This is a genomic window from Enterococcus sp. DIV0170, from assembly GCF_051710765.1.
GTDB lineage: Bacteria > Bacillota > Bacilli > Lactobacillales > Enterococcaceae > Enterococcus_A > Enterococcus_A raffinosus.
Map to the genome: position 1 here is coordinate 1,946,305 of NZ_JBIOLG010000001.1, position 15,375 is coordinate 1,961,679.

The 15,375-nt window shown below is 38.8% G+C and carries 17 protein-coding genes and 1 other annotated feature; of the genes, 1 reads left to right on the plus strand and 16 read right to left on the minus strand.

Annotated features, from left to right (window positions below; translation table 11 throughout):
• Nucleotides 1-9: 9 nt before the first annotated feature.
• The 9 genes from IGI50_RS09415 to ulaG all read right to left on the minus strand — a co-directional run bounded on the left by IGI50_RS09415 (nucleotide 10) and on the right by ulaG (nucleotide 7,512).
• Nucleotides 10-561: an ECF-type riboflavin transporter substrate-binding protein gene (locus IGI50_RS09415; protein WP_218255789.1), complete on the minus strand. Its 552-nt coding sequence runs from the start codon at nucleotides 559-561 to the stop codon at nucleotides 10-12.
• Nucleotides 562-597: 36 nt separating this feature from the next.
• Nucleotides 598-1,437, minus strand: coding sequence for an SAM hydrolase/SAM-dependent halogenase family protein (locus IGI50_RS09420; RefSeq protein ID WP_218255791.1), 840 nt, complete (start codon nucleotides 1,435-1,437; stop codon nucleotides 598-600).
• A 119-nt stretch (nucleotides 1,438-1,556) separates the two neighbouring features.
• Nucleotides 1,557-1,804: a binding site (T-box leader), on the minus strand.
• Between the two features lie 98 nt (nucleotides 1,805-1,902).
• On the minus strand, nucleotides 1,903-2,616 hold the full coding sequence (gene araD, locus IGI50_RS09425) for an L-ribulose-5-phosphate 4-epimerase AraD (protein WP_218257358.1): 714 nt from the start codon (nucleotides 2,614-2,616) through the stop codon (nucleotides 1,903-1,905).
• Complete coding sequence (locus tag IGI50_RS09430; RefSeq protein ID WP_218255793.1) at nucleotides 2,606-3,466, minus strand: L-ribulose-5-phosphate 3-epimerase; 861 nt, start codon at nucleotides 3,464-3,466, stop codon at nucleotides 2,606-2,608. The genes araD and IGI50_RS09430 overlap by 11 nt, the downstream gene beginning before the upstream one ends.
• 1 nt (nucleotide 3,467) lies before the next feature.
• Nucleotides 3,468-4,109, minus strand: a complete 642-nt coding sequence (locus IGI50_RS09435) for a 3-keto-L-gulonate-6-phosphate decarboxylase UlaD (protein WP_218255794.1) — start codon at nucleotides 4,107-4,109, stop codon at nucleotides 3,468-3,470.
• Nucleotides 4,110-4,124: 15 nt separating this feature from the next.
• Nucleotides 4,125-4,424: a PTS sugar transporter subunit IIB gene (locus tag IGI50_RS09440; protein ID WP_218255796.1), complete on the minus strand. Its 300-nt coding sequence runs from the start codon at nucleotides 4,422-4,424 to the stop codon at nucleotides 4,125-4,127.
• 41 nt (nucleotides 4,425-4,465) lie between these two features.
• Complete coding sequence (locus IGI50_RS09445; protein ID WP_218255798.1) at nucleotides 4,466-5,956, minus strand: PTS ascorbate transporter subunit IIC; 1,491 nt, start codon at nucleotides 5,954-5,956, stop codon at nucleotides 4,466-4,468.
• Between the two features lie 12 nt (nucleotides 5,957-5,968).
• Entirely contained in the window at nucleotides 5,969-6,427 is a 459-nt protein-coding gene (locus tag IGI50_RS09450) for a PTS sugar transporter subunit IIA (RefSeq protein WP_218255800.1), read from the minus strand.
• 17 nt (nucleotides 6,428-6,444) lie between these two features.
• Nucleotides 6,445-7,512: an L-ascorbate 6-phosphate lactonase gene (gene ulaG, locus IGI50_RS09455; protein ID WP_438776799.1), complete on the minus strand. Its 1,068-nt coding sequence runs from the start codon at nucleotides 7,510-7,512 to the stop codon at nucleotides 6,445-6,447.
• A 222-nt stretch (nucleotides 7,513-7,734) separates the two neighbouring features.
• Between ulaG and IGI50_RS09460 the strand changes: the two genes are divergently transcribed.
• The gene (locus IGI50_RS09460) at nucleotides 7,735-8,499 is read left to right on the plus strand and encodes a DeoR/GlpR family DNA-binding transcription regulator (protein ID WP_218255804.1); all 765 of its coding nucleotides are present in this window, start codon (nucleotides 7,735-7,737) and stop codon (nucleotides 8,497-8,499) included.
• Between the two features lie 50 nt (nucleotides 8,500-8,549).
• Here IGI50_RS09460 and IGI50_RS09465 read toward each other — a convergent pair whose 3' ends face one another.
• The 7 genes from IGI50_RS09465 to IGI50_RS09495 all read right to left on the minus strand — a co-directional run bounded on the left by IGI50_RS09465 (nucleotide 8,550) and on the right by IGI50_RS09495 (nucleotide 15,363).
• Nucleotides 8,550-9,797: an MFS transporter gene (locus tag IGI50_RS09465; RefSeq protein WP_438776800.1), complete on the minus strand. Its 1,248-nt coding sequence runs from the start codon at nucleotides 9,795-9,797 to the stop codon at nucleotides 8,550-8,552.
• Between the two features lie 2 nt (nucleotides 9,798-9,799).
• Complete coding sequence (locus tag IGI50_RS09470; RefSeq protein ID WP_311855237.1) at nucleotides 9,800-10,993, minus strand: M20 family metallopeptidase; 1,194 nt, start codon at nucleotides 10,991-10,993, stop codon at nucleotides 9,800-9,802.
• 257 nt (nucleotides 10,994-11,250) lie between these two features.
• Nucleotides 11,251-11,889: a bifunctional 2-keto-4-hydroxyglutarate aldolase/2-keto-3-deoxy-6-phosphogluconate aldolase gene (locus tag IGI50_RS09475; protein WP_438776801.1), complete on the minus strand. Its 639-nt coding sequence runs from the start codon at nucleotides 11,887-11,889 to the stop codon at nucleotides 11,251-11,253.
• A gap of 9 nt (nucleotides 11,890-11,898) precedes the next feature.
• On the minus strand, nucleotides 11,899-12,441 hold the full coding sequence (gene hxlB, locus IGI50_RS09480; RefSeq protein WP_438776802.1) for a 6-phospho-3-hexuloisomerase: 543 nt from the start codon (nucleotides 12,439-12,441) through the stop codon (nucleotides 11,899-11,901).
• Nucleotides 12,441-13,064, minus strand: a complete 624-nt coding sequence (locus IGI50_RS09485; RefSeq protein WP_438776803.1) for an orotidine 5'-phosphate decarboxylase / HUMPS family protein — start codon at nucleotides 13,062-13,064, stop codon at nucleotides 12,441-12,443. Before IGI50_RS09485 ends, hxlB begins: the two co-directional genes overlap by 1 nt.
• Nucleotides 13,061-14,023, minus strand: a complete 963-nt coding sequence (locus IGI50_RS09490; RefSeq protein WP_438776804.1) for a sugar kinase — start codon at nucleotides 14,021-14,023, stop codon at nucleotides 13,061-13,063. The genes IGI50_RS09485 and IGI50_RS09490 overlap by 4 nt, the downstream gene beginning before the upstream one ends.
• Before the next feature lie 68 nt (nucleotides 14,024-14,091).
• A complete protein-coding gene (locus IGI50_RS09495; RefSeq protein WP_218255817.1) occupies nucleotides 14,092-15,363 on the minus strand; it encodes a gluconate:proton symporter in 1,272 nt (423 codons plus the stop codon).
• Between the last annotated feature and the right edge of the window lie 12 nt (nucleotides 15,364-15,375).

The window sequence follows — 15,375 nt, forward strand, 5'->3', positions numbered from 1 at the left end:
CCTCACGTTCTAAGCTTCTTTATTTAAACTTCCCTTTTTAGTTTTTGTCTGTGCGTAAGCTTTTAATAGAATAAAACCTATAATTCCCGTAACAACAGAATTTGTAATACCCGCAACAACGCCTTGAGTGAAAACCTTGCTCGGTGCTTCTGCATAAATCAAAATATCTCCAATGGGTGCAATAACAACCCAGGTCACTAGGTTTGCGATCGTTTCACCAACCAAAAAAGTCACGATTTCTTTTTTACCGAAAATTCCTTGTTCGATCGGAATACGTTTTGCCAAGAGTCCGAAGAAAACACCCAGAATACCTGAAGCGACGATCCATGACCACCAGGCGCCATACGTCGTTAAATCACCTAAAGCATGTCCGATGAAGCCTGCTAAACCGGCAACAATTGGTCCGTATACTACACCTAATAGCGCCAAGAAAGGATAGGCTGTTGCAATATCCGTATTTGGAATCCCTGTAGGAATCGTCACAAATCGCTTCAAAATGAAGAAGACTGCCGCACCGATACCAATTGCTACAATGTGTTTTACTGTAAATTTCTTATTCATAGTTTTACCCCTTTTTCATTTTTTGTGCTATATTCGCTAAATTTTTGTTAGCTCAATCGTCCAATCATTGCCCGTTCCTATTTTATAAACTGTAGAAAACGAGTCCAGATTAATCCCTAAACCAACATTTAATAATGAATTAATATATAAGACCGCTTCTTTTGGAGAGACTTGAGCAAAGGAACGCCCAAAAACAACCTCATCCTGATAACGAACCACACCTTGATAGTATATTTTTACTAGCAAGCTTTGTCCATATTCAATCTGCCAGTTTTTGAAAAAGTCCACAGGAATGTTCGTCCATAGTGAACCGAAGCGAATATCCGTGATATCTATCGTACCGATAATTTTACTTTCAATTTGTGTGGGGGCAATCAAAGGAAAAGTCACTAACTCACTTACAGGAATCACGGTTCCTAATTCTGCAAAGCTAACCTTCCCACTAGCAAGCCGCGCACCATTATAAACGTAAACATCACGGCCATGAAATGTATGACTCTCAGAGGATCCCGGCAAGCGTTGCGACTCCTCATCTATTTGACGAACTTCTTTGATCCCCACGTACTGTGCTAAGTATGTTAATGTACCATTATCTGGGGTGATCACGTATTGTCCGCCTCTCAGCTCTGCAACGACACTGCGACGGGTTGAACCTACTCCAGGGTCAACCACTGAGACAAATACTGTTCCTGCCGGCCAATAAGTAACTGCTTGCAATAATCGATAGCTAGCATCATGAATATTATAGGGTTCGATTTCGTGCGTTAAATTATTAATATTCAATGTCGGATCCACCTGATAAGCCACTCCATACATTGCATTAACCGCACCGTCTTGCAATCCAAAATCCGTCTGTACCACTAAAAATCCTGCCATAAATCTTCCACCTTCCACTTTTACATCATTTTAAAGCTCGTCTTGTAAGTTCTTTTAGTTGTTAAGATCGTCACCTTAACAAAAAAGCAGACACAAAAAATGCCCTCAGCAAAAAAATTGCTAAGGGCATGAACATGCGTTACCACCTTTACTCGTAAAATCCTCACAGACTTCACCTCAATCAGTACCCAAAAAAATCAACTTCTTGGAGACTGTGCCTTGTTAACGGGGGCATCCGTATTTCCTTAAACATTCGGGAAATCCGCTCAAAAGCCATTTTCAAATAACCAAGCTGCATCCCTTCTCACCAAACAGGAACTCTCTTTCGCAGATTGAATTAATTTACTTTCTTTCTCATCGCGTTTCATTGATTGTTAATAAAATAGCAAAGAAACTACGACTTGTCAATCTCAGAGATAATTTGACCACTCGTCAATAAAAAAGAGAGCGGTTTGACTACTTTGCTTAACCTTGCCCGTAATATGCATGGTCTCCGTGCTTACGGTAATAATGCTTATCTAGCAAATACTGTGGAATCTCACAGATGCCTGGATTGATTTTTTCATTTTCCTTCGCCATCAGACAAATTTCATCCAAAATCAAACTGTTTTCCACTGCTTTCATCGGTGAATCGCCCCAAGTAAATGGACCATGCCCATAAACTAACACCCCAGGTACTTCATCTGAATGGATTTTCCTTTTCTTGAATGTCTCAACAATTACCTGTCCAGTGTTTACTTCATACGCTTCTTTCACTTCTGCTTCCGTTAGCTGACGTGTACAGGGAATGCTACCATAAAAAGCATCCGCGTGCGTCGTTCCATAAGCTGGCAGATCACGTCCAGCTTGAGCCCACATGACCGAGTTTGTTGAATGAGTATGAACGATGGCATTGATTTTTTCAAATGCTTGGTATAGCACCACATGTGTTGGCAAATCAGATGATGGATTAAGACTTCCCTTACCCAACACATGTCCGGCTAAGTCCGTAACGACCATTTGATCTGCCTGCATTTTTTCGTATTTTACTCCGCTTGGTTTGATCACAATGATCCCTAGTTTCCGATTGATTTCACTGACATTGCCCCAAGTTAATTTGACTAGGCCGTATTGAGGCAGTTCTAAATTCGCCTCAAAAACTCGCTGTTTCATTGCGGCAATGACTTCATTACGCGACATCATAGCCTGCCTCCCTTAATTTTGCATAAAGATATCTTTTCGCTTGCTGAATTTCCGTCACAAAATCCTGACTCTTTTCACTCCACATCTCGATTAGAAACGTCCCATCGTATTCTAGTCGTTTCAAATTTCTTAATAACCCTAGAAAATCGACACAGCCTTCCCCAAATGGAACATCCCGAAACTGTCCACTGGAATCTTCGGTTACAGGATAGGTATCCTTCAAATGAATGGACGTAATACAGTCGATTCCTTTTTCCAATTCTCGAGCTGGATCATTTTCCGGCCAAGCAGATAAATTACCTAAATCTGGATACACTTGAAGGTAAGGTGAATGGATTTGTTTTTTAATCTCTAAAAATTTTGATATAGAGTTCATAAAAGGATCATCCATAATTTCAACAGAGAGAATCACACCGTAATTTGACGCTTCCTTCACACTTTCCTTCATTCCTGCGATAAAGTCTTCCCTAGAACTTATGGATTTTTTTTCATAGTATACGTCGTATCCTGCTACTTGAATAACATTAATACTTAAATTGTGAGCTAATTGAATGGCTTTACTCATAATCTCTTTTGCGATTTTTTGCTTATTTGGATCAGAAGAGCCAAAAGGAAAACGACGATGTCCACTTAGACAAATAGAATTAATTCGCACGCCTGTCTCGAACATATCGTTTCTCAGCTCCGCAATTTTTTCTTCAGGCCAGTCTAAACGCGCCAATCGTTCATCGGTTTCATCGATGGACATTTCTATAAAATCAAAGCCCATTTCCTTTACCAAGTAAAAACGTTCTTTCCATGAAATATTTTGAGGTAAGGCTTTTTCGTAAATTCCGACTTGAGCCATTTTATTGCCCCCAAATTCGAATGATTTCATCCTTGAAGTTTTGAGCGGCTTGTACTGGATTGGGAGCCGCTGTAATTCCTCGTCCTGTGATAAAGGTGTACACATCAATTCCTTCGAATAGTTTTAATGTATCTACATCTAACCCACCAGTAACTGAAACGTTGAAGCCCATTTCAATCAACTTTTTGACTTTGGATAAATCTTTTTCGCCCCAAGTTTCACCAGATAGCAAAGCATCACGGCTTTGATGGTAAATCGCTTGTTTGATTCCCATCTCACGCCAAGCTTCGGCCTGCTGGTAGGTCCAATCCCCATACAGCTCTACTTGTAATTCTTCCACTTCTTTTTTCGCTGCTTTCATCGTCGGAATCGTCGCACAGCAGATAACCGTCATGAAGTCTGCCCCAGCCTTCGCAACATTTTTCGCAACTGTTCCACCAGCATCCGCGCATTTGGTATCAGCGACTAATTTTTTTTCTGGAAACATTCCACGAATACAGCGAATTGCTTTTTGTCCTTCTTGTAAACACAAGATCGTGCCTACTTCAATAATATCAACGACAGCTCCTACCTTAAAAATATCTGCTAATGCGTGCTCTAAATCATTATGATCCAATGCTATTTGTAAATTTGGTCTACTCATTATGAAATTCCTCTTCTACTTAGTTTTTTGATATAACTCTGATTCCGAAAATTTTTCTCCGATTTCTTTAGCGGACATTACGTTCTTAATTCCGATTACTGTCACACCTTTTTTTTCTGCTTGAGTAAACATATTTAAAAAATTTACTGGAGTAAAAACGACATTGTATTGCGTTGCAGAACTTTTCCCTTCAGAAATCGCACAATGGTGAATCTTTGTGATTGGCACATTCAATTCCTTCATTGCCTTTTCCACACTTCTCATCATCATCAAGCTAGTACCAGACCCGTTCGCACAAGATACTAAAATTCTCATTATTACTTCCTCCTTATTCGTTTTAACAATTTATTTTTTTATTAATTTTGCTCTTGATATTTCTCTGCATATTGTTCGTAATCATCCACAATCATAAAGTAGCCATCTGGATTTTTCCGATATTGCAGTTGCGGAATGATCAGTAGCCCCACCACAACGATAGCGATTCCAATATAACCTAAGACTTTCATGATGACTGTAAATACTGGCCAAGCTGTCGCCCAGTCAAACATTCCGATATAGCCGCCGTATTTTGACATGCCGATCCAAGTTGCAAATAGCGCCGACCCTCCGACTTGGATAATCCCCGAAAGAAACGGAAATAGACAAGCGGCTTTGAACCCTCCACGGTTATTTGCGAAAACAGCAATTACTGCATTATCAAAGAATAACGGGATAAATCCTGCAATAACAATTGTTGGAGATTTTAATAGAATTAGCAATCCGATCATTAAGAACTGGCCTAAAGCACCAAACAAGAAACCAATTGTCACTGCATTAGGTGAACCAAAACCAAAGGTAGCAGCCACGTCAATCCCAGGAACTGCACCTGGCAAAATCGTATTGGAAATTCCTTGGAAAGATTGAGTCAGTTCATCAACGAAAGTCCGTACTCCTAATTGCAAGATAGCCAGATAAACAGCAAAATTCAGCGATGTAGTCATAATATAGAATAGGAAGCTTTGACCTTCTTGCATGAATTCTGCCTGAATTAAGTAATCCTTACCTAACACCAATAAAATGATTCCAAAAAAGAAAAGCATCAGTAAAGAAGTTGCTACCATATTTTCATTGAAGATTGATAAAAAACCTGGCAATTCAATATCTTCTAACTTTTTATCCATTTTTTCAGCTTTATTTTTCTTCTCATCCCGTTTTTTCATCCATTCAGCTAATTTTGCGAAGATAAAAATCCCAAACATTTGTTGATGAGCAACAGCAAAACCTGCCCCCTCCGTTAATTCCTGTGTAATTCCTACCGTCAAGTTTGAAGCAACTGCCCAGTAACAGCCTAAAATTAATCCCATAAAGATCAACACTTGAATTCTTCCTAAATCTGGAAAACAGAACAATAATATCCAAAAGGCAGTGGCCGACTGTTGAATTTGCACATTTCCTGTTGTAAAAACGGAGCGTAATTTCGTGTATTTTTGGAAACGAACCAATAAAATATTCATAACGAAAGCGATCAATAGTAAAATCATAACGTCTCCAAATGTTCGGCCGAAGGTTTCCATCAGCCCAGCATCCACTGCGTTTTGTCCAAAGTATGGATCGGTTACCATTGCATCTAAGTTAAAGCGTTCTTTTAATCCAACTAAGATTGGGCGAAAGTTATTTACTAGGCCACCTGATCCAACAGTTAAAATAAAGTAGCCAACAGTTGCTTTTAAAAAGCCCGCGACACATTCATAAAGCGGCCTTTTCAGTAAGATATACCCCAGCAGCACAATAAATCCGATCAGATAAGCTGGCTGTGTCAAAATGTTTGTTGCAAAATATGTCCAAATACTTAACAAAAAGTCCCCCATTACTTCTTCCTCCTATAAGTTATACTCTTGCATCACAGTTTGATAATCTTCGATCGAATTTGTCGCAACAAGACGCTCTATTAGACCTTCTGTCATCAGTAATTCAGACAAGTTCTGAATATTTTCCATATGTTCTTCAGCATTTTTTGCGGCTAGGGTAAAAAATAAAATAGCAGCTTTTTCTTCGTCTTTACTATCGAATTGAATCGGCTTCTTCATTTTCGTAAATGAGATCGCTGTTCCAAAAACCCCTTCGCTGTCCTCAGAAGAATGTGGCATTGCTACTCCTGGAACAATGACTATATAAGGACCATGCTCTTCTACACAGCGTATGATTTCATCCACATAGGTTTGACTGATAATCTTTTTCTCCAACAATAAATGGCAGCTTTCAGCAATCGCCTCTCGCCAATCCGTTATTTCTTTTTCGGAATAGTTGATTAGTTCATTATCAAAAAAATATTTAAGCATGTTGCTGCTCCTTTCTTCTATAGGAATGATGGAAATGGCGTGTCATTTTCTATTGAGAAGACATCTTCAAAACCGCGATAGAAGTTAAATTCAAGATCATCTCTATCTGTTGGATAAATGAATTTCCCGCCAACTTGCCAAATATATGGCTTAAAATCATATTTCAATCGGTCTTTTTTGAATTTCCATATTTCAGTGATTTCCTTTGGATCTGCCATGAAGTTCGCCCAAATGTCGTAATGAACTGGAATAACCACTTTTGCATTGAGCGATTCCGCCATCCGAAGCATATCCACAGAAGTTACCTTATCGGTGATGCCTCGTGGATTTTCACCATAGGCGCCAAGACAAACATCAATTTGGTGTTCATTTCCATGCTTAGCAAACATATTTGAATAATGTGAATCTCCTGCATGGTAAAGATTGCCGCCAGATGTTTCGAATAGATAGTTCACAGCGATTTGATCCATGTCTTGCGGTACTTTCCCTTTTAATGTTACTTCTGGGTCTTCATAAGTTACTAAGGCCGTCCGGTCAAAGGCTTCTAAAGCCACTACATTAATATCTTTGATTTTGACTTTATCTCCTGGTTTTACAATGATTGTCTTTTCTTTTGGAATCCCCCATTTCAACCAAGTGTTAACGACTTCTGTTGGGCCAACAAATTTTGCTTCTGGGCAATTTTGATGAACTGCCGCCGCTGTATTGATATCAAGATGATCGGAATGGATATGTGTTACGACAAGAGCATCGACATTTTTCACTTCAAACGGATCAATGACAAATGGCTGTGTTCGTAAGTTAGGCTGCATCTTTTGTACACCGCTCATTCGCATCATTTGATGGCCTTTTTTCATCATACCGTTACCATGACTACGTTTCCCCGTTCCACACCATAAGTCACACAAGATATTGGTTCCTTCATGGCTCTTCAGCCAAATTCCTGTACAGCCCAACCACCACATAGCGAAAGTTCCTTCTTTAACTACTTCTGATTCAATTTCCTCATTTAAATATGTTCCCCATTCGGGAAAGGTATCTAATACCCAGCTTTCTTTAGTAACTTCATTGATGTTTTTACTCATTATGATTGCTCCTCACATATGTTTGTTATGACTTACATTTAAAGCTTAAAGTGTTTTCGAAGCTATGAAAACCCTTTTATATGACTTTCTACTCTTTATATGATTTTCTTTCCATTTTTAATGATTTTCTTAGTATAATGTAAGCGGTTAAAGAATTTTAAACGAACTTCTCGATGATTAAAATCATTTATACAGACTAAGTGTCCTATAGGAGGTAAAACAATGAAGAACTCACTCATAAATATCGATAAACGTCAAAAAGAGATTCTAGAGCTACTCCAGCAATCGGAAAAAATGACGACTCTTGAACTGGCGCAGTCTTTAGGCGTATCGATTAGTACGATTCGGAGAGATTTAAACTTATTGGAAGAAAAGAACGATATTATCCGTAATTATGGTTACTGCTCCTACAATTATGATAATAAGACCGACTTTGATCAATCTGGTCCAGAAAGAATCAAGCAAGCGATTGCAAGAGAAGCTAGTAAATATATTAACGATTACGATACACTATTCATTAATTCAAGCTCGACCGCATTAAAAACCTTAGACTTTATTCATTCCAATCATCTAACGATTGTTACCAACAATGTAAAAGTCAATTACTCCCCTCACAAAGATAATTGCAGCTATATTCTGACAGGGGGAGAAATGCGATTTCCAAAAGAAGCATTAGTCGGTGATATTGCATTAAATACAATCTCTTCAATGAATGCAGATGTTTGTGTCATCGGATGCAGCGGTGTCAGCGTAGAAGATGGGGTAACAACTAAAATCCTAAATGAGTCTACTATTAATGAAATGATGATCAATAAAACAACTAGATGTAAAATTCTAGTTGCTGATCATCGAAAAATCGGACTGACCTCAAAATTCAAAATTGCGGATATATCTGTCTTTGATTACTTGATAACCGATCAATTTTGCTCACAAAAAAGATTGAGCGAAATCATGAATGCCGGAGTAAAAGTAATTCAAATTGAGTAAAACAAATACCCTTCAAACACTGTTACGATGTTTGAAGGGTATTTGTTTTACTATTCGGCTTCTAAGGTATTGCCTTTTCTTTTCGGTATTTGCATTGAAAATATCCAAGTGATCATTGTAATAATCGTTAAAGCAATCAGTAATTGCCAACCTGTTTGATAGGAACCTGTTTTGTCATAGATATTCGCTATCAATAAAGAACCAAATGTTAAGCCAACCTGTGAAATACTACTAATTAATCCATAAACGTCAGCATAATGTTTTCTGCCGTAAATACGAGCCGTAATTAGTGGTGGCGATACGGTTCCAATAGGTGTTCCCAATCCGAAACAGACTGCCATCAGATAGACCATCACAATCTGATGCCCATTTAGTAACAAAATAAAAGCTAATGTCATGAAGCCACATCCAAATATTGTACTTTTTACTGTTCCAAACCGATCGTCAATCCAGCCTAATATTAATTTCCCAAAAACTCCGACTAAAGAATACAACGAAATGATAGAGGATTTTACAACTACCCCATGCATTTCTTCAAGAGCCGGCGGAAACTGCCCTAATGATCCAGAATTCAGCAACCCATTACAGAAAATACCAATCACCAGCATTAAAAAGATCGGCTGTTTGATTAGTTGATTGATCTTTAGCGTTTCTTTGCTTTCAGCCCTTTCCGCTTGAATGGACTTATCACTGGCACCATAAGCCTGTAAGCCCATTTCCGCCGGCGTTTTTTTCAGCACAAACAATGAGACGGGAATGGTAATGACCAACAATAGAATTGCGATAATTCGATAGGAAGCACGCCAGCCGAAATTTGCTAACAGGTAGCTCAATACGGGACTAAAAATGAAGCCCCCCAATCCTATACCTGCCATAGCAATACTCATCGCCAATCCACGCTTTTCCTCAAACCAGTTCGTAATAATCATACTTACAGGAATCAGTGTACTGCTTGTGTAAGCAACTCCCAATACAATTGCCAATAGATATAGTTGCCAAACAGCTGTGGCAAATGAAAAGCTAAAATATGCCGCAATGAATAACAGTAACGCGATCGTTTGAATCCTTTTTAGATTTCCAGTTGCCAATTTTCGTGCCACAAATGGAGAAAATACTATACCCATCGATTGTGTGATGGTATTGACTAAAGTAAAAGCACTGCGAGAAATCCCCATATCTTCTGTGACAGATAGAAGATAAACGTTAGCTAATGACATAACCATCGGAACAACTGTCGCGGTAATACATACACATCCGATGACAACTTTCCATCCGTAGAAAATCTTTTTATCCCCCATAACTAAGTCTCCTGACTAAAATAGCCTGAAACAATAGTCGCCATTGATTTAGCAGCAATCAGCATAGACGCTTCATCAATATCAAATTTGGGATGGTGATGAGGATAAGCAGTTTGTCCTTCTCCTGTTGCCCCTATATAAAAGAAACAGCTAGGCCTTTCTTGACAATAATAGGCAAAATCTTCAGAAGGTGCGATTGGTCCACTGTCAATAACATTTTTTAATTCTGTAAAAGAATGTTCCTTTAAGCAGTTTGCAACAAAACCAGTCAAGTCTGGATCATTCATCAAAACTGGATAATCGTCAACATAATCTAGCTCGAAAGAAGCACCATAAGCTTCACAAACACCTTTAACCACAGCTTCAAAAGCCTCTTTAACAGTTGATCGACTCGCCTCATTCATCATGCGAATGTCCCCTTCAAGAAAAACAGCATCTTTCAGAACATTCGCAGAACCTTTTCCGTCAAAGGACCCAACAGTTAAAGTCGTCATATCAAATGGATTCACACGTCTGCTGACAATACTTTGTAGATTGACAACAATTTGGCTTCCGACTAATACAGCATCGATTCCAGCATTTGGCATCGAGCCGTGGCTCCCTTTCCCTTGGATCTTTAGTTTGAATGTTGCACGTCCGGTTTGTGTTGCTCCAGCATGATAATAAACAGTTCCTAAATCAAATCCAGACATTACATGACAACCAAGCACATGGTCCACCCCTTGAAGACAACCATCTTGAATCATTTGGATAGCTCCTCCAGGCGGTGTTTCTTCTGCCGGTTGATGAAGAATTGTAATTTTCCCATTCAATCGATTCTTCATTTCGATTAGACTCTCTGCTAAGATCAGCATATAAGCCGTATGAGCGTCATGACCACAAGCATGCATTACCCCAGGGTTTTCTGATGCAAAAGGCAACCCTGTTTCCTCTTGGATTGGTAACGCATCAAAATCAGCTCGCAACGCTACATTCTTCCCTGGCTTTCCACTGTCAATTTCAACAACTACTCCGTAACCGCCTACATTTTCTTCCACCTTACAATCTAACTCTTGATAAAACTCAGCAATGTACTTCGCTGTTTTTTGTTCCTTGAAAGATAACTCAGGGTGCGCGTGTAAATAACGTCGGATATCAATCATTCGCTCTTTTTTACTTTCAAGAATCAGGTGGATTTCTTCTTCAAAATTATTCATAATTTCCTCCTTTAAAGAATAAATTTCCTTATCAAAGAAATATTATCATATGTTTCCGCCTATTTACAAGGATTCCAGGAGAATATAAAACACAATTTTATTATTTTTATTTACAAAAATGAATAAATAACTGCAAGTATTTTTGGTTAAAATGCGTATGCATTTCGCCTATAAAATTACACTGGTTATTTAATTTTATAAAAAAATTAGTTTTCTTGTCTATTTTTCAATAAACAAGAAAACTATCAAAAAAAGTATTAGCTATTTTGCCATTTTTTTAAATATTCTTTCGACGCATTTGTTACCTGAATAAAGTCATTTTCTTTTACACCCTTAAATAAATTACCGCCTACACCTACAACTACCGCACCTGCTTGTTTCCATTCTGATAAATTATCTAGATTAATGCCCCCAGTAGGCATAATATTCAACTGGGGCAAAGGTGCTTTCGCTGCTTTGATCATTTGTGGTGTAAAATTATTAGCTGGAAATAGTTTTACAAGCTCTGAGCCGCTTTTCATTGCCTGCTGCATTTCTGTCACAGTCATACACCCGGGAATATATGGAACTTGATATAGGTTGCAAAGCTCAGCGGTTGTCTGATCGAAACATGGACTAACAATGAATTCTGCGCCCGCTTCAATCGCTAAACGAGCAGTTATCGCATCTAAAACGGTCCCTGCGCCTATGACAACCTCAGAATCACTTTCAACCATTTTTTTCAGGTTGGTGATTAGTTTCGCTGCTTGTGGAACAGAAAAGGTTACTTCAATTCCTTTTATTCCTCCCTTTACAACTGCTTTGGCAGCGTTATAAGCATCTTCACTAGATTTTTCTCTTATTACAGCGACGACACCAGCTTTTTCAATACGTGTAAGTACTTCAGGCTTTTTCATTGTTTTCACCTACTCTACATTCACATGTTCGTGAAGCGCATCTTCATTTGATGTTTGATCTCTCTGAGCAAGTTTCAACGTTAATGCATCTAAGGTGATGTGTACCGTTTGATCGAACAGTGTGGACAATAGTTGAATAGATTTTACACCCGCGCCTGTTTTAGTCGCTCCTGGTACTACAATCACTCGATCAGCTAATTTTGCCAACGGCGACTCTTTATCACTTGTCAAAACAATAATAGACAAGCCCATTTTTTTTGCTGCTTCAGTATCTGCCACTATCCCCTTTGTAGTTCCTGATCCTGAAATGGCAATCCATGTATCCCCTTTTTGAATAGACGGAGTGATTGTTTCACCCATAACATAATCTGTATAGCCTATATGCATCAAACGCATAGCAAACCCTTTTGCCTGAAAGCCACTTCGACCCGCACCGATAACAAAGACTCGTTTGTTCTTTTGGATCAGTGGCATTGCTTGATCTAATTCTTGTTCATCTACTAATTCCATGACTTGATTGATTTCTTGCATAATTGTTTCGATTGTTTTCATTAATGAACAGCTCCCATAAATTCATTTACTGCTTGTAAAGGATCTTTAGCTTTAGCAATTTTTGATCCTACTATGACAATTTCAATAATCCCTTGTTCTGTTAAAGACTTTGCCTGCTGTAAATCAATGCCACCCGCAATTGCCAGTCGTTTAATTTCTGGAAATCTTTTTCGAAAAGCTGCAACGCTAGCTATTGCATCAAACTGATCTTTACGATCAATAGAATGGTGCAGCGCGTAAATCGCATTTGGAAAGCCCTTGATTTTCTCAATCTTATCCTCTTCAACTTCTAACAGATCAATCATCATCGTTTTCTTCTCCTGCTCCGCTACTTCATAGCATGCTCTCAGAGTTTCGACAGATGCTGCCCCCATCGCAGTAACAATATCAGCTCCGTGACGAAATGCCTGTGTAAACTCATAAGCACCTTCATCAATAGTTTTACTGTCTACCAGTAAACTAGTTTCTGACAATGCTTCTCTCAATTTTTCTATCGCTAAATTACCATAATCCTTCACTAATGACGTGCCCATTTCTAAAATGTCTGTTTTACCATTTAATTGTTCCGCTAAATGGACTGCATCTTCCATTGAGACACGGTCAATTGCCGTTTGTAATCTCATGCTTCCACTTCCTGTTTTTGTAAAAATTCTTCTAACTCCTGCGGTGTTGGGTAACCGTCATTATCTCCAGGTGACTGAACAGCCATCGCACCGATCGCATTGGCTCGAACAACTGCCTCTTCTAATGTTTTTTCTTCTATTAAAGCAGTGATTAATCCCACCGCAAATCCATCCCCTGCTCCAACAGTGTCCACAACCTTTTCAACTGTAAAGCCTGGTACAGTATAACTTGTTCCGTCTTTCTGTTTTACATATGCGCCATCAGTGCCTAATTTTACGATGACTGTTTGAGTAACCTCACCATTATTTAGATAAAAATCTGCGATTGCTTCGGGCTCACGGCTACCCATTAAAATTTCACCCTCATTGATTCCTGGTAACACAATCTCAGCATGTGACGCTAAACCATTGATTGTTGTTATCATTTCTTCTTGGCTCGCCCAAAGTTGAGGGCGCAGATTAGGATCAAACGTTGTTCGAATTTGATTTTTTTCTAATAGATTGATTAAGTACCTGAACGCTTTTTGCGCTTCTTTTGAAATCGCTGGGAAAATACCCGATAGATGCGCCATCTTTACTTCCGAAAAATCAATTTTATCCAACACAGCCTGATCAAAATGCGCTGCGGCGGATCCTTTACGAAAGTAGAAAATACTTGGATCTCCTTGACTGACACGATCCTTTAATTGAAATGCTGTCCAAAAATCAGCAGTTTCAGAAATATAATCGGTTCCAATTTTATTCTCATGCAAGCGGTCAATGATAAATTCACCGAAAGGATCTTTTCCGACCTGTGTAATGTATTCGCTGCTATGCCCTAAACGTGATACTCCGACGGCAACATTCACTTCTGCACCAGCAAGAAATTTTTGAAAGTGGCAAGCGTCTTTTAGAGACTTGTCTACCTCTTCCGATCCAAATAATGCAATAGGTTCTCCGATAGTCAAAAATTCACTCATGTTTATTACTCCTTTTCAAATTTAATGTATTTTCAAGTCATTTAAATAATGAAACTAATAGTTATTTGTTACAGCAAGATATACGCAGCGACTAAATTTAGAACAGTCGCAGCCCAAGCCCATGGCATTCCCGTCAATAGGAAGGTTTTGGTGTCTAACCCAGCATATTGGACAGACCATAAGTTCCATGATTGAGTAATACATGCAGATACCCCCATCATAGACGGTACAACTAGCAATCCATATAAGAAGTATTGGTCAAACATCCCCGTTCCTACCAAGATTGCCGCAGTAGCAGCACCTGCACCATACAACATCAATGGTCCTCTGAAGTACGAAAGTGGTGCGATAATGGCCACAATAATGATTAGAACAAGCTTGCTGCTTGGAATGATCTCTTGGAATACACTAGTGAAACCACTCATTGCATGAACTGCGGCGGATTGGAACATCGTTAAGACAAACAGCATAATCAATAAGCCAGCAATGTCACTAATTGCATGTTTAGCGGTTTCATTCATCATAGTGACAAATTTGCTGTAACGTTTCATATTACCAGTAGCAGCGAAGGCAATAATTGTAGATAATAAGAGTGCTGGTACTGCATCCCATTTAGCAAAAATACTTAATGCCACAGGCATGACTGGCAACACATAGGTCCAGACAGGGACTTCAACAATTTCTTCTTCACTATCACTTTCAATGATCTCAGGCTTGCCATTTCGAATTTTCTTCGCATTAAACAAGATAAATAGGATCAAAATCACCATTTGGACGCCCATCGCTACAAAACCAAAACGTTGATAGTGCGGACCCCATTCAACTTTTGGAAAAAAAACTTGAAATTGAACGAACAATACATTATTGACATACATCGCTGCACCAATTGCGATGGTAAAAATAGATACTGCAATATTTTTTGGTACACCGATTGAAAACATGATTGGGAATAAAATGACTCCAACTGCTATAGCAGAACCCACACCATATGAACTAGTAAATATTAAAGCGATTACAAGAGCGATTAAAATCGTAGCTAAGACTGGACTCTTCTTTCCAACCTTTTCTGTACGGCGACTGATACTACCAGCAATCCCCGTATCAACCAACACTCGACCAAACCATGAACCGAAGATGATATATGAAGCTGTTTTCCCATAATTCAATACGGGTTCAGTAAAGATTTCTTTAACAGCCGTATTAAAGGGAACCATTCCGATGATTGTCCACAGAACAGCCATTACAAAGAAACCAACAGTTAAGTTCCCGCCTTTCATAGCATAAAGAACAAAGATGATAAAAGTTACTGCTAATAGTATTCCAGTTATTGCACTCCCCACGGTGGTTCACCT

Bases quoted from the DNA above. Each gene is read 5' to 3' on its own strand.
- IGI50_RS09450 (WP_218255800.1), bottom strand. From the start codon at position 6,427: ATGCTTAAATATTTTTTTGATAATGAACTAATCAACTATTCCGAAAAA.
- IGI50_RS09470 (WP_311855237.1), bottom strand. From the start codon at position 10,993: ATGAATAATTTTGAAGAAGAAATCCACCTGATTCTTGAAAGTAAAAAA.
- IGI50_RS09460 (WP_218255804.1), top strand. From the start codon at position 7,735: ATGAAGAACTCACTCATAAATATCGATAAACGTCAAAAAGAGATTCTA.
- IGI50_RS09475 (WP_438776801.1), bottom strand. From the start codon at position 11,889: ATGAAAAAGCCTGAAGTACTTACACGTATTGAAAAAGCTGGTGTCGTC.
- IGI50_RS09465 (WP_438776800.1), bottom strand. From the start codon at position 9,797: ATGGGGGATAAAAAGATTTTCTACGGATGGAAAGTTGTCATCGGATGT.
- IGI50_RS09430 (WP_218255793.1), bottom strand. From the start codon at position 3,466: ATGGCTCAAGTCGGAATTTACGAAAAAGCCTTACCTCAAAATATTTCA.
- hxlB (WP_438776802.1), bottom strand. From the start codon at position 12,441: ATGAAAACAATCGAAACAATTATGCAAGAAATCAATCAAGTCATGGAA.
- IGI50_RS09445 (WP_218255798.1), bottom strand. From the start codon at position 5,956: ATGGGGGACTTTTTGTTAAGTATTTGGACATATTTTGCAACAAACATT.
- IGI50_RS09490 (WP_438776804.1), bottom strand. From the start codon at position 14,023: ATGAGTGAATTTTTGACTATCGGAGAACCTATTGCATTATTTGGATCG.
- IGI50_RS09485 (WP_438776803.1), bottom strand. From the start codon at position 13,064: ATGAGATTACAAACGGCAATTGACCGTGTCTCAATGGAAGATGCAGTC.
- IGI50_RS09420 (WP_218255791.1), bottom strand. From the start codon at position 1,437: ATGGCAGGATTTTTAGTGGTACAGACGGATTTTGGATTGCAAGACGGT.
- IGI50_RS09415 (WP_218255789.1), bottom strand. From the start codon at position 561: ATGAATAAGAAATTTACAGTAAAACACATTGTAGCAATTGGTATCGGT.
- IGI50_RS09435 (WP_218255794.1), bottom strand. From the start codon at position 4,109: ATGAGTAGACCAAATTTACAAATAGCATTGGATCATAATGATTTAGAG.
- araD (WP_218257358.1), bottom strand. From the start codon at position 2,616: ATGTCGCGTAATGAAGTCATTGCCGCAATGAAACAGCGAGTTTTTGAG.
- IGI50_RS09440 (WP_218255796.1), bottom strand. From the start codon at position 4,424: ATGAGAATTTTAGTATCTTGTGCGAACGGGTCTGGTACTAGCTTGATG.
- ulaG (WP_438776799.1), bottom strand. From the start codon at position 7,512: ATGAGTAAAAACATCAATGAAGTTACTAAAGAAAGCTGGGTATTAGAT.